General features: G+C 56.7%; 24 protein-coding genes and 1 pseudogene. 13 read left to right on the top strand and 12 right to left on the bottom strand.

The features are described 5' to 3' along the window. The gene (locus ATO67_RS16335; protein WP_067651619.1) at nt 1-681 is read right to left on the bottom strand and encodes a DsbA family protein; all 681 of its coding nucleotides are present in this window, start codon (nt 679-681) and stop codon (nt 1-3) included. A 137-nt stretch (nt 682-818) separates the two neighbouring features. Continuing rightward, a complete protein-coding gene (locus ATO67_RS16330) occupies nt 819-1328 on the bottom strand; it encodes a DUF721 domain-containing protein (RefSeq protein WP_067651614.1) in 510 nt (169 codons plus the stop codon). Between the two features lie 98 nt (nt 1329-1426). On the opposite strand from ATO67_RS16330, the gene mutY reads away from it, so the two are divergent. Further along, complete coding sequence (mutY, locus tag ATO67_RS16325) at nt 1427-2527, top strand: A/G-specific adenine glycosylase (protein WP_067651610.1); 1101 nt, start codon at nt 1427-1429, stop codon at nt 2525-2527. Then, nucleotides 2527-3138, top strand: a complete 612-nt coding sequence (locus ATO67_RS16320) for an HAD family hydrolase (protein WP_067651609.1) — start codon at nt 2527-2529, stop codon at nt 3136-3138. The genes mutY and ATO67_RS16320 overlap by 1 nt, the downstream gene beginning before the upstream one ends. Nucleotides 3139-3545: 407 nt before the next feature. Here the strand turns inward: ATO67_RS16320 and ATO67_RS16315 are convergent, their stop codons facing one another. Beyond that, a complete protein-coding gene (locus ATO67_RS16315; RefSeq protein ID WP_067651606.1) occupies nt 3546-4691 on the bottom strand; it encodes a site-specific DNA-methyltransferase in 1146 nt (381 codons plus the stop codon). A 345-nt stretch (nt 4692-5036) separates the two neighbouring features. Here ATO67_RS16315 and ATO67_RS16310 point away from each other — a divergent pair, with 345 nt between their 5' ends. After that, the gene (locus ATO67_RS16310; RefSeq protein ID WP_245304009.1) at nt 5037-6122 is read left to right on the top strand and encodes a hypothetical protein; all 1086 of its coding nucleotides are present in this window, start codon (nt 5037-5039) and stop codon (nt 6120-6122) included. 35 nt (nt 6123-6157) lie between these two features. Here ATO67_RS16310 and ATO67_RS16305 read toward each other — a convergent pair whose 3' ends face one another. Continuing rightward, nucleotides 6158-6838 carry a GntR family transcriptional regulator gene (locus tag ATO67_RS16305; RefSeq protein ID WP_067651600.1) on the bottom strand — a complete coding sequence of 227 codons (681 nt, stop codon included), beginning with the start codon at nt 6836-6838 and terminating at the stop codon, nt 6158-6160. 161 nt (nt 6839-6999) lie between these two features. Between ATO67_RS16305 and ATO67_RS16300 the strand changes: the two genes are divergently transcribed. Next, nucleotides 7000-7689 carry an HAD family hydrolase gene (locus tag ATO67_RS16300; protein WP_067651595.1) on the top strand — a complete coding sequence of 230 codons (690 nt, stop codon included), beginning with the start codon at nt 7000-7002 and terminating at the stop codon, nt 7687-7689. Nucleotides 7690-7780: 91 nt separating this feature from the next. Here the strand turns inward: ATO67_RS16300 and ATO67_RS16295 are convergent, their stop codons facing one another. Further along, nucleotides 7781-8332: a PilZ domain-containing protein gene (locus ATO67_RS16295; protein WP_342585726.1), complete on the bottom strand. Its 552-nt coding sequence runs from the start codon at nt 8330-8332 to the stop codon at nt 7781-7783. Nucleotides 8333-8560: 228 nt separating this feature from the next. On the opposite strand from ATO67_RS16295, the gene thrC reads away from it, so the two are divergent. The 4 genes and pseudogenes from thrC to ATO67_RS16275 all read left to right on the top strand — a co-directional run. Beyond that, a complete protein-coding gene (gene thrC / locus ATO67_RS16290) occupies nt 8561-9961 on the top strand; it encodes a threonine synthase (RefSeq protein WP_067651981.1) in 1401 nt (466 codons plus the stop codon). Between the two features lie 16 nt (nt 9962-9977). Beyond that, nucleotides 9978-11276: a M16 family metallopeptidase gene (locus ATO67_RS16285; protein ID WP_067651592.1), complete on the top strand. Its 1299-nt coding sequence runs from the start codon at nt 9978-9980 to the stop codon at nt 11274-11276. A 47-nt stretch (nt 11277-11323) separates the two neighbouring features. Next, on the top strand, nt 11324-11914 hold the full coding sequence (locus ATO67_RS16280) for a GNAT family N-acetyltransferase (RefSeq protein ID WP_067651589.1): 591 nt from the start codon (nt 11324-11326) through the stop codon (nt 11912-11914). A 101-nt stretch (nt 11915-12015) separates the two neighbouring features. Next, nucleotides 12016-14832 (top strand): annotated as a pseudogene (locus ATO67_RS16275) (EAL domain-containing protein); the annotation flags it as partial. Here ATO67_RS16275 and ATO67_RS16270 read toward each other — a convergent pair. The 3 genes from ATO67_RS16270 to ATO67_RS16260 all read right to left on the bottom strand — a co-directional run bounded on the left by ATO67_RS16270 (nt 14811) and on the right by ATO67_RS16260 (nt 16980). After that, complete coding sequence (locus ATO67_RS16270) at nt 14811-15947, bottom strand: zinc-binding metallopeptidase family protein (protein WP_082760299.1); 1137 nt, start codon at nt 15945-15947, stop codon at nt 14811-14813. The pseudogene ATO67_RS16275 and the gene ATO67_RS16270 sit on opposite strands and share 22 nt — an antisense overlap. A 141-nt stretch (nt 15948-16088) precedes the next feature. Continuing rightward, complete coding sequence (locus tag ATO67_RS16265) at nt 16089-16280, bottom strand: CsbD family protein (RefSeq protein ID WP_067651580.1); 192 nt, start codon at nt 16278-16280, stop codon at nt 16089-16091. A gap of 94 nt (nt 16281-16374) precedes the next feature. Continuing rightward, complete coding sequence (locus ATO67_RS16260) at nt 16375-16980, bottom strand: YqgE/AlgH family protein (protein ID WP_106404975.1); 606 nt, start codon at nt 16978-16980, stop codon at nt 16375-16377. Nucleotides 16981-17138: 158 nt separating this feature from the next. Between ATO67_RS16260 and ATO67_RS16255 the strand changes: the two genes are divergently transcribed. From ATO67_RS16255 to ATO67_RS16235, 5 genes are all read left to right on the top strand, one after another. Then, nucleotides 17139-17987 carry a protein-disulfide reductase DsbD domain-containing protein gene (locus ATO67_RS16255; protein ID WP_067651577.1) on the top strand — a complete coding sequence of 283 codons (849 nt, stop codon included), beginning with the start codon at nt 17139-17141 and terminating at the stop codon, nt 17985-17987. Nucleotides 17988-18064: 77 nt separating this feature from the next. After that, nucleotides 18065-18550, top strand: a complete 486-nt coding sequence (locus tag ATO67_RS16250) for a peroxiredoxin (protein WP_067651575.1) — start codon at nt 18065-18067, stop codon at nt 18548-18550. Nucleotides 18551-18867: 317 nt separating this feature from the next. Next, a complete protein-coding gene (locus ATO67_RS16245; RefSeq protein ID WP_067651573.1) occupies nt 18868-19611 on the top strand; it encodes a metal ABC transporter ATP-binding protein in 744 nt (247 codons plus the stop codon). Further along, nucleotides 19608-20480 carry a metal ABC transporter permease gene (locus ATO67_RS16240; RefSeq protein ID WP_067651570.1) on the top strand — a complete coding sequence of 291 codons (873 nt, stop codon included), beginning with the start codon at nt 19608-19610 and terminating at the stop codon, nt 20478-20480. Before ATO67_RS16245 ends, ATO67_RS16240 begins: the two co-directional genes overlap by 4 nt. 15 nt (nt 20481-20495) lie before the next feature. After that, nucleotides 20496-21392, top strand: a complete 897-nt coding sequence (locus ATO67_RS16235; protein WP_067651567.1) for a metal ABC transporter substrate-binding protein — start codon at nt 20496-20498, stop codon at nt 21390-21392. Nucleotides 21393-21433: 41 nt separating this feature from the next. On the opposite strand, the gene ATO67_RS16230 is transcribed toward ATO67_RS16235, so the two are convergent. The 4 genes from ATO67_RS16230 to ispH form a co-directional block, all read right to left on the bottom strand. Continuing rightward, nucleotides 21434-21742 (bottom strand): Dabb family protein, encoded by a 309-nt coding sequence (locus ATO67_RS16230; RefSeq protein ID WP_067651565.1) that lies wholly within the window; start codon nt 21740-21742, stop codon nt 21434-21436. 84 nt (nt 21743-21826) lie between these two features. Continuing rightward, the gene (gene rnhA / locus ATO67_RS16225; RefSeq protein WP_067651561.1) at nt 21827-22267 is read right to left on the bottom strand and encodes a ribonuclease HI; all 441 of its coding nucleotides are present in this window, start codon (nt 22265-22267) and stop codon (nt 21827-21829) included. Further along, complete coding sequence (locus ATO67_RS16220; RefSeq protein WP_067651559.1) at nt 22264-23232, bottom strand: homoserine kinase; 969 nt, start codon at nt 23230-23232, stop codon at nt 22264-22266. Before ATO67_RS16220 ends, rnhA begins: the two co-directional genes overlap by 4 nt. A 36-nt stretch (nt 23233-23268) precedes the next feature. After that, nucleotides 23269-24315: a 4-hydroxy-3-methylbut-2-enyl diphosphate reductase gene (ispH, locus tag ATO67_RS16215; RefSeq protein ID WP_067651557.1), complete on the bottom strand. Its 1047-nt coding sequence runs from the start codon at nt 24313-24315 to the stop codon at nt 23269-23271. Nucleotides 24316-24328: the final 13 nt, after the last annotated feature.

Below are 24328 nucleotides of genomic sequence, written 5' to 3'. Positions count from 1 at the left end.
TTAGAGAAGGCTGTCGACAAGAGCCGACATGTTTTCAACAGACATATCTCCAGTGTAGCGCTTTCCGTTGATGAGGAACGTCGGGGTCGAGTTGACGCCGAATTCCGTCGCACCGCGTTGCATCGTTGCGTTCACATCATCCAGAAGCTTCTGGTTCGTCAAGCAGGCCTCGAATGTCTCCTGTGAAAAACCAGCCATTTTCGACATTTGCAGCAGGGCGGCACGTGCGTCCTGCGCCGTTGCCCAGCTCTGCTGCTGTTTGAACAGCATGGAAACAAATGGATAGTACTGCTGTTCAGGCGCACAACGGGCCAGCATGAAGGCGGCGGCAGCGCGCGGATCGAACGGGAATTCGCGGATCACGAAATAGACCTTGCCCGTATCAATGTACTTCTTCTTGATCTCGTCAAAGGTCGTGTTGTGGAAATGCGCGCAGTGCGGGCATGTCATCGACATGTATTCGACGATCTTCACCGGTGCATTAACGTCTCCAAGGCCACGGTCTGGAAGCGGGCCTGGCTTCATGACGGCTGCCATATCGACGTCACCGGAAGATTCCGGCAAGCCCTGCGCAAAGGCGACGCCCGGCGTCAATGCAAATGGCAAGGCCACGGCAACGGCTGCAAGGGCGACACCACCAAGAAGATTGCGGCGGGTAATATTAAATTCGGGAAAATGCATCAAGCACCTGTTTGTGAAAGACTGGAATCGTCTGCAATTGCGATATAGCGGCCAAGTGTTCAGAACAAGCGGCCATTCCTTTTCTTCTTGTCAAAGAATTGTGACCAGTCAAGGACAGTGTGCGTCTTTAAGCTGCATCAAATCGTGCCGCGACGCGTACGCTTCTGTAAAACAGCGGTCCCCAGGCGTTCGACTGCCTTGCGCAAGGCTTCGCTTTCAATGCCGTCCATCATGCCTTCGAGGCGTTTTGCGGCATCACCGCGTAAAGGCTGCGGCTTGGGGCGACGATTGGGCGTTTGCGACACAGGTTTTTGCACAATCCTGATCTGTCGCACTGCAGGAAAACCGAAAAAGCCGTTGATGCGGGCAATCAATTCGCCCTGCGCATGGGTTAGAAACAGGGCGCGCGCGCCTTCGCAGGCAATTGTCAAAACGCCAGCCTGATATCCGCCACGGTCCGGTCCCTCGTCACGGCGCGGCCATGTGATCTTTTCCGGGCGCGTACAATCTGCGAAATCGCTACCCGCAATTTCATCCCAGGACCCGAGCAAAGCAGTGCTGATACCGGCCCTCTTGGCCAGAACCGGATCGATGATGCCGTTTGCAATTTCGGCAATCTGGATAACGCCTTTGCGGGGCTTTTTCATTGTCTACTCGTGAACTCTTTTTTGCGCGGAAGTGATGGGCTTGATCGACGCCAGCGGATGAACCAAGTATAGGCGCAATACGAGGACCACAGCAAACCATGCTTCATAAAATCGAAAACCCGCCTTATGCGGACATGCTGCTGACATGGTACGACCGGCACCACCGCGACCTGCCGTGGCGCACCTCACCGCCGATGACAGCAAAGGGTTTACGGGCCAATCCGTATCACGTCTGGCTATCGGAAGTGATGCTGCAACAGACCACTGTCCAGGCGGTGAAGCCCTACTTTGCCAAGTTTCTGGCGCTGTGGCCAAGGGTCGAGGATCTGGCCGCCGCACCCAGCGATGAGATGATGGCTGCATGGGCAGGGCTTGGTTATTATGCGCGCGCCCGCAACCTGAAGAAATGCGCTGAAGCCGTTGCCAATGAACACGAAGGTGTGTTTCCCGATACAGAAGAAGGCCTGAAGAAGCTCCCCGGTATTGGCGATTATACGGCGGCAGCCATTGCGGCCATTGCATTCAACCGCCAAGCTGCGGTGCTGGATGGCAATGTCGAGCGGGTGATTTCCCGCCTGTTTTGCATCGACGCTCCCCTGCCCGGCTCTAAGGGTGTGATGCGGGCAAAGGTGGCCGAGATCACACCTGCCGACCGTCCTGGTGATTTTGCGCAGGCGATGATGGATCTAGGCGCCACGATCTGCACGCCGAAACGTCCGGCCTGCGCACTCTGTCCTTACAACAGCCACTGTCTGGCGCTAGCTCAAGATGAGCCGGAGCGCTTTCCGGTGAAGGCTGCCAAGAAGGAGAAGCCCGTGCGTGTAGGAGCGGCCTTCGTTGTGGTGAATAACAAGGGCGAAATCCTGCTGCGCCGCCGTATCGAAACAGGGCTCCTCGGTGGCATGACCGAGGTGCCGACCACGGCATGGACGGCGCGGATCGATGGCGGCACCGGCACCGACCATGCGCCTTTCGATGCGGATTGGGAGCCAGCAGGCTCAATCGTCCATGTCTTCACGCATTTCGAGCTTCGTCTTTCCATTTTCCGGGCCAGAATTTCCGGCAGCGTGCAACCCGGCGCCAATGACGAATGGTGGGAGCCGGTCACAAATCTTGATGCTCAAGCTCTGCCAACGGTGATGAAAAAAGCCATATCTCAGGCTATTCCTTTGGCCTTCGATAAAAGCAGGAATACTTGATGACCAAGATCAATCACATCGTTTTCGACATCGGCAAGGTTTTGATCCACTACGACCCGAACCTTCCCTATAGCCGCCTGATCCCCGATGCTGAAGAGCGGGCATGGTTCTTCGAAAACGTCTGCACCCATGAATGGAACCTGGAGCAGGACCGGGGCCGCACATGGGAGGAAGCCGAAGCCCTGCTTTTGCAAGACCATCCAGACCACGAAAAGACGATCCGCGCTTTTCGCCTGCACTGGCACGAAATGGTGTCGCATTCCTATGACGATTCGGTTGCCATTCTGAACGGCCTGATCGCCTCAGGTTATGACGTTACGATGCTGACCAATTTCGCCTCCGACACCTTCCGCGAAGCTCAAAAGATGTATCCATTCCTCACCTTGTCACGCGGCGTGACCGTGTCCGGTGATGTCGGCCTGATCAAGCCCGATGTAGCAATTTACGAGTTGCATGCCCAGACTTTTGACCTCGATCCTGCCAGCAGTATTTTCATTGATGATTCATTGCCGAATGTAGAAGGCGCAAAAGCTGCCGGATGGCAGGCGGTGCATTTTACGGGTGCTGAGAAATTGAAAGCCGATCTTGCCGCACACGGCATCGAGATCTGAGGCGAGAATGTCTGGTGCAGGCGAAAATGGCGGTCTTCTACCTGCACCAGTCCGGCCGCGAACGGCCAGATTTGTAAATCTCACAATCGGGAAATTGCCGTCTTTGTTATTTTCGGATCGTCCTTTGCGGCATATCATTTCTGACACCCCGGCAGACCCGTTGGCGGCTTGTTAGTGGCTCCCTTGGACGCACTAGCTACAGAGCCATACTTGCTCGAAGCTTGCCATGCAATTGATATATTTAAGAAAATTCTGTTATGATTAATAACGGATACACAGACGCCCGACGTTCAGGGAACGCCGGGCGTCTGTTACTCTTCACCCGGGACTGAAGGTACTAAAACCGGATGAAGTATGCAGGGCGGTCAGACCGCCTTTCGTGGCAAGGGCAAAGCGGTGGATCGCTTTTATCCCGCCTTTGCCATTTCATTACGGATCAGTGTTCTCAGATCATCGATAGGCTTCAAAGCCTCTCCGTCTTCGAAGTGCCAGAACGTCCAGCCGTTGCACGCATCCAGCCCCTGTACTTTGGCGCCAAGACGGTGAATGGAACCGGCGGTGCCACCGGAAGCTACGGTCCCATCGGCACGAATGATGGCACTATAGCGGCGTTTTGCATCGGTCAGAACCTGGCCGGGGCGAACGAGGCCGCTTTCGAGAAGCACGTTGAATGCAACACGCGGCTCTGCCTTTTTGCCGGTCATGACGGTGAGTTCCGCCTTGCCCAGAGGCTCGACAGCAGCGATGCGCGCAGAGGCCGCATCGATATAATCCTGCTCACGCTCGATACCGACGAAATGACGGCCGAGACGTTTCGCCACCGCGCCCGTGGTGCCGGAGCCGAAGAACGGGTCAAGCACGACATCACCGGGCTTGGTGGACGCCATGATGATGCGCGCCAGCAGGGCTTCCGGCTTCTGGGTCGGATGGACTTTCTTGCCGTCATCGCCCTTCAGGCGCTCTCCGCCGCTGCAAATGGGAAACAGCCAGTCGGAGCGCATCTGAACATCATCGTTGGATGCCTTCAGCGCTTCATAATTGAAGGTGTAGCTTTTTGCCTTGGCATCTCGGCTGGCCCAGATCATGGTTTCATGCGCGTTCTGGAACCGGCGACCCTTGAAGTTCGGCATAGGGTTGGTCTTGCGCCAGACGATGTCGTTCAAAATCCAGAAATTCATGTCCTGAAGAATGGAGCCGACGCGGTAGATATTGTGATAGGAGCCGATGACCCAGATCGTGCCATTGGGCTTGAGCACGCGGCGGCAGGCCAGAAGCCAGGCGCGGGTAAAGGCATCGTAAGCTTCGAAGGATGCAAACTGGTCCCAATCATTGTCGACGGCGTCCACCAGCGACTGGTCCGGGCGGTGAAGAGTGCCACCAAGCTGCAGGTTATATGGCGGATCGGCAAAAATCGCATCGACGGACTGGCTTGGCAGCGCTTCGAGCGCGGCCACGCAATCGCCCTTTATGATACTGTCTTTCCAGGCATCGCTTTCACCTGCAAGATCAAAACCGGCGCGCCGAAAATCGGCCAGCGGAAACACTGATGCCATGGGTACTCGCTCCATACGCTTACTCGACTGAACTGACCCTTATGGTTACCGAAGTTGGTTATCAAACACTGAACGAGTGATGCTAAATCGCGCTAAGTACGTAAAAAAATACGCGAACTGGGGAAAAGGGGGAAATTATCGCGGTTAAGCAATCCGGGTTTTAAGATCGCTACGCGTCGTTGGGGCGATAACGCCGATCGAACCTTTCGGGCACATTTGCCACCTCACCCATAATCAATGGTGCGCAATGGAACCAGATTTCACTTTAAACGTTGTGATTTCGGAATTTTGCGCGCCATCTAGATGGATGGGCCAAAGGGTATGGGTTGCAGGGGTATATTTAGAATGCGCGTTTCTCTCATTGTCGTTTCCACACTTCTCGCTAGCACTGCCTTTGCGCAGAACGCCAAGCCACCTGCTCCCGCACCGCAGATCAACGTCAAAACGGACGCGGTTCTGGTCAAGGGTGGACCTTCGTTGGGCAACAGCGACAAGGTACGCTGGGACTTCTACAAGGCTGACAGCACGGGCGGGCGGAGCGACGAGAATGTTGGCGGCGCTTACGATGCCACGTTCGAGGAGAAAATTCCGGTTGGAAAATACGTGGCGGTGGCTGCTCTTGGCAATATCAGCCATGAAATCCCCGTCGAGATAAAAGATGGTTCGGTTGCTGAAGTGAAGGCCGATTTCGATGCCGCGCAATTGACCATCGTTCCCAAGCGCAGCCAGGACAGCAAGGAAGCCGAGCCACTGGCCCGCGTCGAGGTAACGCAGGGATCAAACTTCACCGACAGTATTTATGGATCGAAGCAGATTTTCGTTCCCGCTGGTGAGTTGAAGCTGGCGGGCCGCATCGGCCCGGCGCATGCAGAAGCAACGATCAGCGTGAAGGCGGGCGAAATCGTCAGCCATGATCTCATCATTCCAAGCGGTGTTGTGGTTACAGGCGCGGTCTACAAGGAAGGTGGGCGTGCGGTTGAGACCGACAACATCCGCTTCGAGACCGTCTCTCCGGACCAGACACTGGATGGAACCCGCGAGACGCTGACCGGTACCTATGGCGTCGGCAAGCTGATGCAGATGCCCGCTGGCAACTTCATCATGCGGGCGCGCCTTGGCCAGGTCAGCGTGGAGACACCATTCACAGTGACCGCAGGCCAGCGCACGAACCTGACAGTCAATCTCGACGCTGGCGTTCTGGCCGTTTCGGCACCAGACGCACAGCGCATCGATATTCTCGAAACGACCAAGGATCTTCAGGGCACGCAGAAGGAGATTTCAGGGCGTTACGACACGAAGCACCAGGAAACCCTGCGTCCGGGAAATTATTCGGTCAAAATTACGTACGACGATAAAACCAAGCGCGAGCCCAAGGAAGTCAATGCGACGGTGACTGCGGCCGAGCGCACGGAACTGAATATCACAGACTGATATTCCGCAAAAAGCCGATGTAGCCTATCGCTGGTTTAGCCGACGATGGCGAATGCATCGCGCGTTGTGCCCATCGGCGTGCGGATCGCGGTGCGGCCGATCCATTGTACGTGACCGGTCAGGATGCGAATTGCCTCGTCGTGACGGTTTTCCCTGATTGCTTCGATGATGGCGCGGTGGTCGGTATCCGTGCGTCGCTCCCACCCTGCCCGCCACGCCGAAAACAGAAAACGCGCGCTCGCCGCATGAAGTCCGTCGATGGCCTCCATCAGTCGTGGCATGGCGCATGGTGCGGTGATGAGCCGGTGAAAGCGACGGTTCGCCTCTTCCCACTGGCGCACATCCATAGCCCTGTCACCCGCCAGCGTTGCCGCTTCCGCCTCGTCCAGAATGGCCGCGGTCATGTTGGGAATGGCGTGACGCAGCGCCAGCACTTCCAGCGCCGCACGCATTTCCGCCACTTCCTGCACATCCGAGAGGCCGAAGTCAGCCACCCGCACGCCACGGCGTGGGATGCTGACGGCAAGCCCCTGCGCCTCCAGACGACGAAATGCCTCGCGCACCGGCACATGCGACGCACCAAACTCCTCGGCGACATGGTCCTGACGGAGGCGAGCGCCGGGCGCAAGTTCACCACGCACGATACGCTCCGCCAGCATGCGGCTGATTTTCGAGGCGATGGTATCTTCAGGTTTGGTTTTCGGAGTCTTGGCCATGGCATGACATAAAGCGCTGCGTAAACATTGTCGAGCAAGGCCGCCTGTTGCAGGGCTCGTTTGCAGTGCCACTGGTTGAGCTTGCGGTTCACATGGTCTAAAAGCGCACAACTCTTCCAATATCAACCGTTCCTCCCATACCCAATTGTCAAGGAGAGCCCATGAGTGGCTTCGACCTCATTATTTTCGACTGCGACGGCGTTCTGGTCGATTCCGAAATCATCGCCGCACAGGTCGAGTCCCGCCTGTTGACGGATGCCGGATATCCGATCTCGACCGAAGAAATGGGCGAGCGCTTCTCGGGCATGACCTGGAAAAACATCCTGCTGGAAGTCGAGCGCGAAGCGAGCATCCCTTTGTCCGCATCGTTGCTGGAAAAGTCAGAGAAGCTTCTGGATGCCCGGCTTGAGCGGGACGTAAAGGTCATAGAAGGCGTCAAACTTGCGCTATCGCGCCTGACGACGCCGCGCTGCATCTGCTCCAACTCATCCAGCGCCCGTCTGGAAATGATGCTGACCAAGGTCGGTCTGAAGCCCTATTTCGAAGGCCATGTCTATTCCGCCAAGGATCTGGGTGCAGACCGCGTCAAGCCGAAGCCGGATATCTTCCTGCATGGCGCAAAACAGTTCAACGTCTCGCCGGACCGCGCCGTCGTCATTGAAGATTCCGTGCACGGCATCAGAGGCGCACGCGCCGCAGGCATGCGCGTTATCGGCTTTACCGGCGCGTCACACACGTACCCCAGCCACGCAGACCGCCTGACGGATGCCGGTGCGGAAACGGTTATTTCCCGAATGCAGGACTTGCCCGCGACAATTGAAGCGCTGTCGGAATGGGCTGGCGTGGCGTGACACACAGAGAAGGCTGGCAAAGCTGTCTAGGGGAAGCCCTGCGCAAAGCCGCAGGGCTTTAAGTTCAACGGTTTTCTCTCGAAGACCAGCCCTACCCGCGCCGACCCCTCTTCGTGCCAGCCTTCGCGCCGCCCTCATCAAACGAGATAAAGACATTTGTCTGCCGTGATGCGCCGCCTGGTGCGTTGGGAATGGCGACGTTGGGGTTGTTGAAAATAAATTGCGTTCCCGCATCGCCTGCTGGAACATCGACAGCAAAATTCGTAACCTGAGAGAAGATTTCGCCGTCGCCGTCCTTCACCGTCACGCGGATCGGAAGGTTGACGCGGCCGGGCTTTGACAGCGGGCCTGGGACGAGACGACCCTGCGCCAGAACATTCACGGTCAGCGTATCGTTGCTCATGCTGCAGGAGCGCGTCGTGTCGGACAATGACGCCTGATAAACCAGTTTCGCAGGATCATTGCCACCACCGGCATAAACGCGGTGGACGGCGTTGGCGTCGAGAATGGTAATCCCCGGGCAATTTGCCTGAACGACCGGGGACACCGCCTCGGCGGTCGGCGCATTCACGGCCATCGAGTCCGATGGATTGGAAGAGTTGCAACCGCTCAGCACAGCCAGAAGCGATATGGCGGCGGACAAACGCAAAATATTCCCTGTCACTCTGTTCAACCCTTCAAAAACTATACCGATGCAGGACCATAGAACCCGTTTATTGGCCTTTCATGCCCGTCGGCGATGGTCTATAGCAGCGGCGCTGGAAAAAATCGATTGGTTGTGTTCGGATTTGCTTTAAATTTACAAAATCCTTCGCCACCGCGCCAAACTAAAGTTTTCAGGCAGACGCCGCTGACGATAAGGGACTATCTCGTGGAATATGTATCGACCAGGGGCAGCGCCCCATCTCTTGGTTTCTCCGACGCGCTTCTGGCGGGTTTGGCGCGTGACGGCGGGCTGTACGTTCCCCGCAAATGGCCGACCATGTCGAAGAAGGAAATTCGCGCGCTTCGCGGAAAATCCTATCAGGAAGTCGCCTTCGAGGTTCTGTACCGTTTTACCGGCGGCGAGATTCCGGCCGATGCATTCCGCGCGATGATTGATGACGCTTACGCCACGTTCCGCCACCCGGCGGTCGTTCCCTTGGTACAAACTGGCCCTAATTCGTTCATTCTGGAGCTTTTTCACGGCACGACGCTCGCCTTCAAGGACGTGGCGATGCAGCTTATCGCCCGCCTGATGGATTACACGCTGACGGAGCGTAACGAACGCGCCACCATTGTCGGTGCGACATCGGGTGATACCGGTGGCGCAGCCATCGACGCCTTTGCGGGCCGCGAACGCACCGATATTTTCATTCTGTTCCCACATGGGAAGGTTTCACCGGTGCAGCAGCGCCAGATGACCAGCTCCACGGCATCCAACGTGCATGCGATTGCCGTTCACGGCAATTTCGATGATTGCCAGACCCTTGTCAAAGACATGTTCAATGACGGCAAGTTCCGCGACAGCGTCAAACTGTCGGGCGTGAACTCCATCAACTGGGCGCGCATTATGGCGCAGGTTGTCTATTACTTTACCGCAGCGCTTTCGCTGGGTGGCCCAGACCGCAAGGTGTCGTTCACGGTTCCGACAGGCAATTTTGGCGATATTTTTGCGGGTTACGTTGCCAAGCAGATGGGCCTGCCTATCGACAAGCTGGTGATTGCCACAAATGACAACGACATTCTGGCGCGTACCCTGAAGACCGGTCGTTACGAAATGCGCGGTGTGCACGCCACGACGTCGCCGTCCATGGATATTCAGATTTCGTCCAACTTCGAGCGGCTTCTGTTTGAAGCCTATGATCGCGATGCCGGGGCCGTAAAACGCTCCATGGATGGCCTGAAACAATCCGGTGCTTTCGATATTTCCGACAAGGCGATGAAGTTCATCAAGCGTGATTTCCGTGCGGGTCGCGCCACCGAAAAACAGGTTGCTGCGACTATTCGCGATACTTTTTCGGAAAGTGGTTACCTGCTTGATCCGCACACGGCTTCTGCTGTTTTCGTGGCGAAAAAGCACGAAAAATCAAACACTCCGATGGTAACTTTGGCCACCGCACATCCAGCGAAATTTCCTGCAGCTGTAAAATCCGCTTGCGAAATTGATCCGGCGCTTCCAGTATGGCTTGCTGATCTGATGAACCGGGAGGAGCGTTTCGACATTCTGGATGCTGAGCTGGACGCCGTAGAAAAATTCATCGGCAAACATGCTCGCGCCAAGAGTGAGTGACGCGGAAAGACTTGATATGAGTGTGAATGTAACCCGGCTTTCTTCCGGGTTGACGGTTGTTACCGAAAGAATGCCTCACCTTGAAAGCGTCGCTCTCGGGGTCTGGATAAAATCCGGTTCGCGCGACGAGACCGATGACGAGCATGGCATCGCGCATCTCCTCGAACATATGGCCTTCAAGGGCACTGGCCGCCGCACAGCGCGGCAGATTGCCGAGCAAATCGAGAATGTCGGCGGCGAAGTCAACGCCGCGACATCCACCGAAACCACCTCCTATTATGCTCGCGTCCTGAAAGACCACGTGCCGTTGGCCGTCGATATCCTTGCCGATATTCTGACGGAGAGCGCCTTCGACGAGGCGGAACTGGAGCGTGAGAAGAACGTCATTCTGCAGGAAATCGGTGCTGCGACCGACATGCCTGATGACGTGCTCTTCGATAATTTTTCCGGCGTTGCCTATCGCGATCAGACCATTGGTCGTCCAATTCTGGGCACGCCTGACACGGTGCAGTCCTTCTCGACGGGTCAAATTCGCCACTATCTGGCACGCAACTACACCACTGACCGCATGTTTGTCGTGGCGGCGGGTGCGGTAGACCACGAGAGCTTCGTCAAACAGGTTGAAGAGCGTTTCGCCGGTCTGCCACAGCTTCCGATCGCGACACCCGTCATGGAAAAAGCCATCTATACCGGTGGCGAAATCCGCGAGACGCGTGATCTGATGGATGCGCAGGTGCTGCTGGGTTTCGAAGGCAAGGCCTATCACGCCCGGGATTTTTACTGTTCACAAATCCTCGCCAACATCCTCGGCGGCGGCATGTCTTCGCGGCTGTTTCAGGAAGTGCGTGAATTTCGTGGCCTTTGCTACTCGGTCTATGCGTTTCATTGGGGCTTTTCCGATACCGGCATCTTTGGCATTCATGCTGCGACTGGTAGCAACGATCTGGCAGAACTGGTTCCCGTCATTCTCGATGAGCTCCGCAAATCGTCGCAAGCGATCCATCAGGAAGAAATCGACCGCGCCCGCGCGCAAATCCGCGCCCAGCTTTTGATGGGTCAGGAGAGCCCTGCGGCGCGTGCCGGACAGATCGCCCGGCAGATGATGCTCTATGGCCGCCCTATTCCCAATGACGAGATGATGCAGCGTCTGGGCGATATCACGACCGAACGTCTGACCGATCTTGCAGGTCGCTTGTTTTTCGATACAGTTCCAACATTATCCGCCATCGGCCCGCTGGAAAACCTGCTGCCGCTTTCGGACATCACGGCGGAGCTTTCGGCAACGCCATCCACCAAAATACAGGCTAACGGCTGACGGCAAGGCATATGTCCGCGGCAAGTGGGGATGAGGTCTGACCTTACATGCTGCGTTTTCTTTCCCGCAACAGCGATACACCGGAACTTCGTAACGCTGAGTATCTGTTGAGGTTGCCGCGCTATTCAGATTACCAGCAGTGGTACAAGCTGCGGTCTGAAAGCAGGCAGTTTCTGCAGCCGTGGGAGCCGACATGGCGGGCCGACGAGTTGACGGAAAGTTCGTTTCGCGTGCGTGTCACCCGCAACGGCCAGGAATTCTCTTCGGGCATGGCCATATCGCTGCTGCTCTTTACTCAGGATGCAACGCTTCTGGGCGGCATCACCATTGGTTATATCAGACGCGGCGCCGCGCAAAGTTGCATGATCGGTTATTGGATAGGCGAGGCTTATGCGGCCCAAGGCCATATGTCTGCCGCATTAAAGCTGGTAATACCCTACATCTTCAATGGACTGCAGTTGCACCGTATTGAGGCAGCCTGTATTCCAGAAAACTTCAAAAGCATACGGCTGCTTGAAAACGCCGGATTTCAGCGGGAAGGTCTCTTGCGGGAATATCTGAAAATAAACGGCGTTTGGCGGGACCACGTTATGTTCTCCCTGATTGCCGATAAGCAAAATACCGCCGGGACGCAGTAGGATAGATGAAATATATTAGCCTTGCGTCGCGCGTCGTTGGACGTCTTGTGACTGTCGCGCGCTTTACACCCTTGCTGTTTTTATATGTGCTGTTTGCCGCACAGGCGCATGCCTTTGAGCCGGTCAAGATTTCCCGTGACGATACCGCGCTGGATTTGACCGCAACAACGGATATCTACGCCAATCAGGGCGAAGCTTTTCAGGTTTCGACCGCGCCCGGACCTGACGGCATACGCCGTCGTATCGAGGTGCGGGCTTCCTCCCCCGCGCATCAAGGCGACTGGGCGGTGTTTGCGCTGGCCAACGTCTCCGAAGAACAGTTGGAGCGCGTGATCGTCGCGCCGCATTTCCGTCTGGTAAACTCGAAGCTGTTCTGGCCGGACCTTGGTTCGCAGCGCATCATTGCCATCACGCCCAGTGAAGGCTTTGCGCTGGACCGGCAACCGAGCGCCGACGCGGATGTGTTCCGTATCACACTCAATCCGGGTGCGGTGATTACCTTTGTGGCAGAACTATCCACGCCGCAACTGCCGCAAATCTATCTTTGGGAGCCCGAGGCCTACAAGGACACGATCAACGCTTTCACGCTTTATCGCGGTATCGTTCTGGGCATTGCGGGTCTGCTGGCGGTCCTTTTGACCATTCTCTTCGTCGTCAAAGGCACGTCCGTGCTGCCCGCGTCCGCAGCATTATCGTGGGCGGTTCTGGCCTATATCTGCGTCGACTTTGGCTTTCTGGAAAAGCTGATCACCGTCACCTCCAGCGACGAGCGAATATGGCGCGCGGGTGCCGAAGTGGCGCTCGCTTCCAGTTTCGTTGTCTTCCTGTTCACCTATCTCAATCTGAACAGATGGCACGCACATCTAGGTTACGCGACATTTGCGTGGATTATCGGGCTTGGCGCGCTTTTTGGCGTTGCGATCTATGATCCGTCAATCGCATCGGGCATTGCCCGCCTTTCCTTTGCGTTGACGGCGACCGCTGGAATCGTGCTGATCATCTATCTCGGCTTTAACCGTTACGACCGCGCCATACTCCTGGTCCCATCATGGGCACTGATCATCGTATGGCTGTTTGGAAGCTGGCTGACGGTGACAGGCCAACTGGACAACGACATCGTACAGCCGGCCCTCGGGGGCGGCCTTGTTCTGATCGTGCTGCTGATCGGCTTTACGGTCATTCAGCATGCGTTCGCAGGTAGCGCTTACCAGCAAGGGCTGTTCTCCGATCTGGAGCGGCAATCGCTGGCTCTGACAGGCAGCGGTGATACCGTGTGGGACTGGGATGTGACACGCGACCGCATCGTCACCACCCCTGACGTTTCGGTCAAACTCGGGTTAAATCCCGGCACGATGCATGGCGCTGCGCGAAACTGGATTCCGCGTCTGCATCCCGATGATCGTGATCGCTTCAAGGCGACGCTGGACGTTCTACTCGATCACCGCAAAGGGCGTCTCAATCACGAATTCCGTATTCGCGCCGAGGACGGCCATTTTCACTGGCTGCAAATTCGGGCGCGGCCGGTGCTTGGCTCGAACGGTGAAATCATTCGCTGCGTCGGCACGATTACTGATATTACCGAACAGAAAAATTCCATCGAACGGCTGTTGCAGGATGCGCTGAGCGACAATCTGACCGGTCTTCCCAACCGCCAAGTCTTCCTTGACCGTCTGCAATCGGTCCTCAACCTAGCACCCGAGGGTGAGACGGTGCGCCCGACCGTAATGGCCATCGATATCGACCGTTACAAGCTGGTCAACGATACGCTCGGCATTGCCGCCGGTGACAACATCCTGATTGCGCTCACGCGCCGCTTGCGTCGTTTGTTGAAGCCGCAGGACACGCTGGCCCGCCTTTCAGGCGATGAATTCGGTCTTATCCTGGTGTCGGAACGTGACCCACAGCGCGTGGCAGATTTCGCCGAGGCCGTGAACAAAGCCATCATGGTGCCGATCAATTTCGCCAATCGCGAAATCATTCTGACGGCGTCCATCGGGCTCGTGTCATGGATCGATCAGCAAGAAAACGCGGCTGGTCTGCTCAGCGATGCCGAGCTTGCCATGTACCGCGCCAAGCGCGCTGGCGGCAACCGCGTCGAGCCGTTCCGCCCGGCCTTCCGCACTTCCGGCACCGACCGTCTGCAAATGGAAAGCGATCTGCGCCGCGCGATCGAGCGCAAGGAACTGTCGCTTGCCTATCAGCCCATCATCAAGCTTGATAATGGCGATCTGGCAGGCTTCGAAGCGCTGATGCGGTGGGAACACCCCAAACGCGGCACCATTCCTCCAAGTGAGTTTATTCCGGTGGCAGAAGCGTCCGGCCTGATCGAACCTTTGGGAATGTTCGCTCTCGAGCGTGCGGCGACGGACCTGATGGACTGGCAGCACGCCATCGACAAGCTGCCGATCTTCATCTCTGTCAATATTTCCAGCGCACAGCTTCTCAACAACGAGCTTTACACGGATGTGCGCAGCATGTTGCAGCGGACCCGCTGTAACCCGAAGCAATTGAAGCTGGAACTGACCGAATCCGTCGTCATGGAAAATCCGGAACAGGCCCGGCTTGTTCTGGCCAAGCTCAAGGAAACCGGCCTGAGCCTTGCGCTCGATGATTTTGGAACGGGTTATTCCTCGCTTGCCTATCTGACGCGGTTCCCGTTCGACACGATCAAGCTGGACAAGGCGCTTGTCGCCAACACCAGTGACAAGCGCAACGTGCTGCTGCGCTCCATTATTGCCATGGCGCGTGCGCTCGAAATGCAGGTTGTTGCCGAAGGTATCGAAACGCCGGAGGATGCTGCTGAGCTTGCCCGCATGAATTGTCATTACGGGCAAAGCTTCCTGTTCGGCACGCCCGATACACCCGATGCTGCTCTAAAACTGCTTCGGGAGCGTTTTCAGGTGGTCAAAAGAGCCTGATTCTGGTGCGCCTGCTGCTGAAAACCCTGCTGCCAACCGGTCTGCTGGTTCGCTGGAATTTTATCGTGCAGTAGCTTGTGCATGAATTCCAGCTTTTCCACCACTGCTGGGGCCAGCACGAAGGGATAGAGATCCGCCTCGCCCATGCTGCGTTGCATGGAGTTGAGCGCGACAGTCAAGGGTATCCACGCATCCACGAGTTGTTGCGCGCTTCTTGCGCTGTAGGGCTCAAAGGCGACATCTGTCTCCAGTTCTTGGTGGCCTTCGGGCTCGATGGCGATGCCGAATGCATGCGCGGTTTCCAGCGTATCCACGATATGCAGATAATGCGCAAAGCACTCCGCGAAATCCTCCCATGGATGGACCGAGGCATAGGAACTGATGAATGTTTCCTGCCAGCCGGGGCGTGGTCCCTGCTCATAATTGCGCTTCAGCGCTTCGCCGTAATCCTCGCGCTCGTCGCCAAACACGGCGCGGCAAGCCTCCAACCGGTCCGCGTCACGCACCAACTTGTTCCAGATGAAGTGACCGACTTCATGGCGGAAGTGACCGAGCATGGTGCGGTAAGGCTCGTTCATGTTGCTCTTGATCTGCTCGCGCGTAGCATCGTCAGACTCGGCAGCGCGGATGGCGATGAGGCCTTCATCATGGCCCGTCATGGCGGGAATGATGGAACCGTCAGGTGCCACCTCATCCACAAGGAAGTCGAAGACGAGGCCGCCTTGGGGATCAACGTCGCGATTGGGATGCGGCAGCTTCAAACGCAGCATTGAATAGAAAAGGTGGCGTTGCGCCTGGCTAAGCCTGCGCCATTGTTCAACGCCCTCTTCGGTGGCGGCGTCTGGCACGAGCCTGTTATGGCTGCAAGCCGGACAAAAATTGCTGTTGCTTTCTGCTGGCACAGACCAATTGCAGATGTCGTTCACCTCGTTGGCGCAGAAGCGGACCTGACGCTCCGGGTGCGCCACCAGCGACCAGTTCGGATCACCGGCAGGCTCTATCGCCTCCATGGAAAGCGTCTGTGGCACGAAGACCAAGCGGTGACCGCATTTGACACATGATCGATTGTCGAAATGGACGGGCTGACCGCAGGCAGCGCATGAGAATAGGCGCATGTATCGCTCCTGGAAACGAACCGTAAAATCGGCTCTGAGCTGAGAGGAATAAGAGATTACAGATAAAAAAGCGCATGTGTTTCAAGAACACATGCGCTTTATTTGGACTGCTGTCAGCAAGCTTGCTGACGTGCAGGCAGATTAGGCCCGGTCTACCGCGTCCTTGACTGCGTCCTTGGCTTTACCCGTTGTGGACTGAATCTTGCCTTTGGTTTCCTGTGCGGCACCTTCGGCGCGCAGGCTGTCGTTGTCCGTTGCTTTGCCTACGCCCTGCTTGACCTTGCCTGCAATTTCGTTGGCCTTGCCAGCGACTTTATCGGATGTGCTACCCATGATATTTCTCCCTAGTTTTTTAACCAGACGTGGCGCTGGCGACCGAGGTAAAAACGTCAGGATCAAATTTTAGTTCCGCTAAAATTTAAGTCTCTCAAGCATGACCCGCCTGCGCCGACAACATTCTAGGATCCACACCCATCAAACCCAGAGCACGTTCGTATTTGTTTTCCAGAGTGCGGTCGAAGATCAGATCTTCCGATGCCGGGCAATTGAGCCACCCGTTGTTGACCATCTCGTTTTCAAGCTGTCCCGGCCCCCAGCCAGCATAGCCCAGCAGCATGGTTGCCTTGTCCGGCCCCCGCCCACCGGAAATGGCACGCACGATATCAAGCGTCGACGTCAGGGAAATATCGTCGCTGACAGGGATACTGGACTCGCTGCTATAGTCGTCCGAATGCAGCACGAAGCCCCGCCCGGACTCGACGGGCCCGCCACACTGGATAGGAAATTGACGGGTGCGGTCGGGCAGCATGATGGCATCGTTCTGGTCCATCATCTTCAGGTGCAGAAGCACATCGGTAAAGGTAATCTGCTGGGCCCGGTTGATGATGAAGCCTATGGCTCCCGCATCGGAATGGGCGCAGATATAGACGACCGAACGCTCGAACGCACCACCTTCCAGTCCCGGCATGGCGATGAGAAAATGGCCATCCAGAAAGCCACGCTCTTTCTTGTCCATCAGGGTCGAAAAGGTCACGGCTGCCTCCGGTCTGCTCTATTCTCGTGGGAAGAGGTACGGCATGAGGGTTGGTTCAAGCGAAGGATGCGACATAGAGGCCGATCAATCAACCGAAAATGATGATGGGGTGAAAATCGTAACTGGCCCCCTGATAGATGTTAGGCTAGACCGAAGACATGAACGCTACGCTCTTTCTTTTCTTACGCGCATCCCTGCCATTGTTTGCTCTCACGCTCGCATTGGCATCTCCCCCAAAGTTCGCACAGGCAGATGTAACGACGTGGGAAACGAGTGAAGGCGGGCGCATGCGCATCGTCAGCAAGCCTGCCGATGCCACGGGCCGCATCGATGCAGTTTTGCAGATTGATCTCAAACCCGGTTGGATAACCTACTGGCGCGAGCCGGGAGAAGCCGGCATTCCGCCAAAAATAATGCTTGATCCCGCAGGTGGCGCAGCCCTGACTTCGCTGGCGTTCCCGGTGCCCAAACTCATCGAAAACGGCGAGATCAGCGATATCGGTTACGACGCTCCGGTCAGCCTGCCTTTCACGTTGCAGTCTCAGTCTGGTTCCGATGAAGACAAGGCGCGGCTGACGGCTTTCATCGGTGTCTGTCTCAATATCTGCATTCCATTCGAAGCCAATTTCGACATCCGCAAGGATCACGGAAAAGCGGCCACGGAAGAAGAAACGCAGGCCGTGGAAACCGCAAATATGGCCCTGCCGGAACCGGCCAACGACGATTTCCGGGTGCAGAGTTTCCACATCACGCCCGACAAGACCTTGCTGGGTGTTGATTTGCGACTGCCGGAGGATGCGCCGAAGGAAACGGAAATCTTCGTTGCCGGCCCATCCGGCTATGCCTATTTCGAGCCGCAGAACATGGTGCGCGACAAGCGCAAGCTGTCTTTCTACATGAACATAAAAGGACTTCCGAAGTCCTATAATCCCAAGGGTCAGCGCTGGACCATTCTGGTAAAATCCGGTCAGAAAGTGATGGAAGCTCCGCTTGATTTTCCGCAGTGAGTTGCGCTGAATTCGCTGGCGACTTTTCGAAATCATCCTCTATAGTCGCGCCGGATCATTGCCACAGGAGCGACATCATGACCATCAAGATCGGCGACAAACTTCCATCCGCGACCTTCAAGGAAAAGACGGCTGACGGCCCGATTGAAACAACGACAGATGCTCTTTTCAGCGGCAAGAAGGTCGTCGTTTTCGCCGTTCCAGGCGCGTTTACCCCCACCTGTTCACTGAACCACCTTCCCGGTTATCTCGAAAACCGCGACACCATTCTTGCGCGCGGCGTTGACGATATCGCCGTCATTTCCGTCAATGACTGGCATGTCATGGGCGCTTGGGCGCAGTCATCTGGCGGACAGGGCAAAATCCACTTTCTCGCAGATTGGGACGCTTCCTTCACCAAGGCGCTCGGCCTCGATGCCGACCTTTCCGCTGGCAGCCTCGGCGTCCGATCCAAGCGTTATTCCATGCTGGTTGAAGATGGCGTGGTTAAGTCGTTGAATGTTGAAGAAAATCCCGGTCAGGCAACGGTTTCGTCCGCGGCGACAATGATCGAACAACTTTAATCTGCTGTTCGGCGTGATCTTGGACCATTAGTCCGGGATTACGCCGGTATTTCCCGCTCGTAGACCGCCACGCGCATTGCTCGATGCCGCCACCCACGGCCGGACCCTTTGTCCCCCCGTTGCATGTTCTCACGTCATTCTTCCGCCGCAATTGTTATACTATCACAGTAATTATATAACATTATTGTGAGCATCCAAATGCTGCATTCCTTTTCTTTTCGGCGCCTCCTGCAACAATCCATATCCACACGCCTTTTCATCGTGCTCGGTATTCTTGTCCCGCTTTGGCTCGCCATCTTCTGGGCTGTGGTGTTGTCATGAGCGATGCTGCGGTGTTGACAATTGACAATCTGACGGTGGCGTACGACCGCCACCCGGCGGTGCACCACATCTCTGGCAGTTTTGCCAAGGGAAGCCTGACGGCCATCGCAGGCCCAAACGGTGCGGGCAAATCGACGCTGCTGAAGGCGATCATCGGCGATATCAAGGCCTCACAGGGCTCTGTCGATCACGCGCTCAAGCGCGCGGAGTTCGGTTACCTCCCGCAAGCGACGGATATCAACCGCCGTTTTCCGATTTCTGTTCTGGAGACGGTGATATTGGGCGCATGGAAGACCGCAGGCGCCTTTGGAAGTGTTACCCAAAAAGATGAAAAGCGGGCTGAAGAAGCCTTGGCAACGGTTGGCCTTTCGGGTTTCGAAAAAAGGGCTATAGGGGCGCTGTCTGCCGGGCAGTTCCAGCGTGTTCTTTTCGCCCGCCTGCTGATGCAGGATGCCAGCGTCATTCTGCTGGATGAGCCGTTTACCGCCATCGATGCGCGCACGACACGCGACCTTCTGGATATCGTCACACATTGGCATGGTGAGGGGCGCACTGTCGTTGCCGTTCTGCATGATTTCGAACAGGTGCGTGCTCACTTTCCTGACACCCTGCTGATCGCACGCGAACTGATCGCCTGGGGGCCGACACATCAGGTCATGTCGCCTGTCAATCTGTTACGCGCGCGTATCATGGCCGAACGCTGGGATGAGGCCAGCGATGTCTGCGAGCCCGCAGCATGACGGCCTATGACATTTTCCTTGCGCCGTTTCAGGACTACGGCTTCATGCGGCGCGCTCTGATTGCTTGCTTCTGCCTTGCAGCCGGTGCCAGCCCGATCGGTGTGTTTCTGATGTTGCGGCGCATGAGCCTGATGGGAGATGCGCTCAGCCACGCCATTCTGCCGGGCGCGGCCATCGGCTATCTCATCGCCGGTTCACTGTCACTGACCGCCATGGGCGTTGGCGGACTGGTCGCTGGCCTCTCCGTGGCGCTGCTCTCCGGTATCGTCAGTCGCATCACGCCGTTGCAGGAAGATGCGAGCTTTGCGAGTTTCTATCTTGCCTCGCTGGCGCTCGGAGTTCTGATCGTTTCGCTGCATGGGTCGAATGTCGATCTTCTGCATGTGCTGTTCGGAACGATACTCGCCATAGACGCGCCAGCGCTCTATCAGATCGGCGCCATCACCTCGCTGACACTCGTTGTCCTCGCCATCATCTATCGCCCTCTCGTGACCGAATGTTTCGATCCCGGTTTTTTGAGAGCCGTGGGCGGACGCGGTCCGGTGTATCACGTCATCTTTCTGGTGCTTGTCGTCATCAATCTGGTGGCAAGCTTTCAGGCCCTCGGCACGCTGATGGCGGTGGGGTTGATGATGCTACCCGCAGCCATCGCGCAACTATGGACCCGCAATCTTCCCTCCATGCTGGTGGTTGCAGCCGTGAGCGCTGCCATCTCCGGCTATGTCGGCCTTGTCGTTTCATACCATTTCGAACTGGCTTCAGGCCCAACCATCATCATGGCTGCAACCTGCCTCTACGGGCTGTCCATCATCGCAGCACCGGCAGGCCTTGCAGGACGCTATTTCACCCGCCCGCATCTAAAGGGCTAATCAGGAGACGTGCCAATGTTATCCCGCACTTTACTTTTCTCTACTGCCATCTCTGCACTTATCGCCTTCTCAGCTCCCGTATCCGCGGCAGAACTGAAGGCCGTCGCCTCCTTCACCGTGCTTGCCGATGTCGTCAAACAAGTGGGCGGCAAGCATGTGACCGTGACCAGCCTCGTCAAGCCGGATGGCGATCCACATGAATTCGAGCCATCGCCTGCCGATGCAAAAAGCCTGAAAGCGGCGGACGTCGTTTTCGTCAGCGGGCTTGGCCTCGAAGGATGGATGGACCGCCTGATTTCCGCCTCCGGCTACAAGGGCACACCCGTCACTGTCTCCGAGGGCATTCAGACGCGCAGCATGGAAGAGGACGGCAAGACGGTGACCGATCCGCATGTGTGGAACAGCCCAATCAATGTCAAAATCTGGGTCAAGAACATCGAAACGACGCTTTCCGCCGCAGACCCGGCTGACAAGGCAGATTTCAAGGCAAATGCAGAAGCCTATCTCAAGACGCTGGATGGTCTCGACGCCTTCGCGCATGCGAAGTTTGACACCATTCCGGAAGACCGCCGCAAGGTGCTCACGAGCCATGACGCATTCGGTTATTTTGGGCGCGAATACAAGGTGACGTTCCTGTCACCACTAGGGGTGTCCACCGAGACAGAAGCGTCTGCCGGAGATGTCGGCAAGCTGATCGAGCAGATCAAGGCCGAGCATGTGAAGACGTATTTCTTCGAAAACTCGAATGACCCGCGATTGGTGAAGCAGGTGGCAAAGGCCACCGGCGCAGAGCCGGGCGGCGAATTGTATGTCGAAGCGCTCTCCAAAGCCAAGGGCCCCGCATCGACCTACGAAAAGATGTTCCGCTACAACGTCGAACAGATAGCGGCTGCCATCAGCAAATCAAGCTGACAGATGCGACGACTGCGGCGGCTTACCGCCGCAGTCGTACCTTATACGGCCATATCGAAAACCAGAAGGCCCGCCGCGCCACCATCGGTCAATCCGATCAGGCGTTCGCCGACATCCACATGCTGGGGGTGGGCAAGATATTCGTCGCGTGCTTCCGGGCTTGCCAGTGTGACGATAAAGCCATCCAGAAAATTGCCGTTGAGGCCTTCGGACGAAATATTCTGTCCGCACTTCACGTCGATGATCCCGGGAATGACATCTTTCAGCGCGGTGATGGCCTCGTAGATCGCCTGTTTTTCCGCCGTCGCGGTCGCGGATTTGAAGCGTACGAAAACACAATGTAAGATCATGGGGTGTCCCTCTTCTGCTTTATGTTTTTTGGTGAAGATAGGCCGGGAAGTGCAATCCTCAAACCCCAGTAAAGCACCTGTCTGTTACCGCCGTTTGAAAGGCTCCATGCCTTTTCGTGCAAGCTCGTCGGCGCGTTCATTTTCCGGGTGGCCCGCATGGCCCTTGACCCAGTGCAGCGTCACCTTGTGTCGCTCTCGCGCCAACTCCAGCGCCTGCCACAGCTCCACATTCTTGACGGGCTTGTTGTCCGCGGTCTTCCAGCCTTTTTTCTTCCAGCCGAAAATCCACTTGGTAATCCCGTCCTTCACATAGGCGCTGTCGGTATAGAGATCGACTTCGCAGGGGGATTTCAGCGCATTGAGCGATGAGATGGCGGCCATCAGTTCCATGCGGTTGTTGGTCGTCTCCGCCTCACCACCACACAGTTCCTTCTCCGTTTCGCCATAGCGAAGAACAGCGCCCCAGCCGCCCGGCCCGGGGTTGCCGGAACAGGCACCATCGGTATAAATCTCGACGTGCTTCATCGTCCCACCAGTCCGTATTCGGCATAGTTTTCAATGCTGCGATGAAAGCGTAGCTTGCCGAGATACTCCAGCGGATCTTTCTTGACGACCAGCGCACCTTCCGGCGTCGTCAGCCAGTCATAGAGACGCGTGAGGAAGAAGCGTAGTGCCGAGCCGCGCGCCAGAAGCGGCAGCGCGTCAAGCTCGGCACCACTCATGGGCCGTACGGACTGGTAGCCTTCCAGAAGAGCTTTGCCCTTTGTGACGTTATAAGACCCATCCTTCTCAAAGCACCAGGCGTTAAGACAGATCGACACGTCATAGGCCAACAGATCATTGCAGGCGAAGTAGAAGTCGATCAGGCCAGACAGTTCATCGCCCAGGAAAAACACGTTGTCCTGAAACAGATCGGCATGGATGACGCCTGCGGGCAAATCCTTCGGCCAGTTGGCGGCGAGAAAATCGATATCGGCACGGATTTCCTGCTGCAAACCAGCCTCGACTTCATCAGCGCGGGCTTCGGATTTATCCCAAAGAACCTTCCAGCCCTCAACCGACAACGCATTGGGACGTTTCAGCTCGAACCCTTCACCGGCCAAATGCATGGCGGCGAGAGCCTTGCCCACTTCCCGGCAGTGTTTGGCTTCCGGCTTGCGCAGCCACATGCCTTCCAGAAACGAAATCAGGGCGGCAGGCCGCTGCGACAGTTCGCCCAGCAGTTCACCGTCGTGACGGGGAAGCGGCAACGGGCAGGACAGGCCATTAGCGAACAAATGCTGCTTCAAGCCTAAGAAAAATGGCAAGTCCGACTTCTCCACGCGCTTCTCATAGAGCGTCAGAATCAGCGGATCCTTGGTCGTGTGCAGCAGGAAATTAGTGTTTTCCACGCCCTCGGCAATGCCCTTATAGGACGTCAGCTCGCCAACATCATACTGCTCGAGGAAATGCTTCAGATCGTCTTCGCTGATATCCGTATAAACTGCCAATGTCTGATCTCTTGAAGAATGTGGGATTATTTGAAATCAAAAGCCCGACGCTGGCTTCGGCGGCAAAGCGTCACTTGCGGTGCCATTGACGAAGGCCATGTCCTGCGTGGTCAGTTCGATCTCGCGCAGTTCGCGGTTCACCAGAAAATGCTCGGTCTCTTCGACCGTGATGGCCAAATCCAGCGTGGTATCGAAACGCGCCTTGAAAGCCTGGATGATCTCGTCGACGATGACTTCCGGGGCGGAAGCGCCCGCGGAAAGACCCACAGTCTGGACGTCACCGATTTGATCCCAATCGATCTCGGCTGCGCGCTGAACCAGCACGGAACGCTTGGCACCTGCGCGTAAGGCAACCTCGACAAGACGCTTGGAATTGGATGAATTGGGTGCGCCGACGACGATGAACAGGTCACAACCGGGTGCCGCCTGCTTTACCGCATCCTGACGGTTGGTGGTGGCATAACAAATGCTGTCTGCGGCCGGCGCCTGCATGGCTGGAAAGCGCTCCTGAAGCTTGGCGATGACACCAGCCGTGTCATCCACCGACAAGGTCGTCTGCGTCACGAAGCCCAGATTTCGCGTATCGACGGGCTGATAACGCGCCGCATCCTCGACCGTCTCCACCAGCGATACCGCACCTTCGGGTAACTGACCCATGGTACCGATGACTTCCGGGTGGCCAGCATGGCCAATGAGGACGACGTGGCGACCGAGGCGCTGATGGCGCATGGCTTGTTTATGAACCTTCGACACCAGCGGGCATGTCGCATCGAGATAAAACAGGTTTCTGGCCTGCGCATCCTCCGGTACGGATTTCGGCACGCCATGGGCAGAAAATACCACCGGCTGCTGGCGATGCTCTGCGGGAATCTCGTTCAGTTCCTCAACGAAAATGGCGCCTTTGGCTTCGAGACCTTCGACCACATAACGGTTGTGGACGATCTCGTGGCGCACATAAACAGGAGCGCCATAGGCTTTCAACGCCAGCACGACGATCTGGATGGCACGATCAACACCGGCGCAGAAACCGCGCGGGCCGCAGAGCCTGATCGTCAGAGGCGGTTTGGAAACGGCGATATTCATTCCTTCTCCTTCA

Source organism: Agrobacterium bohemicum (genome assembly GCF_001562555.1).
Lineage (GTDB): Bacteria > Pseudomonadota > Alphaproteobacteria > Rhizobiales > Rhizobiaceae > Agrobacterium > Agrobacterium bohemicum.
Note: the sequence above shows the minus strand (reverse complement) of the source record. Positions and strands in the feature narration are given on the sequence as shown.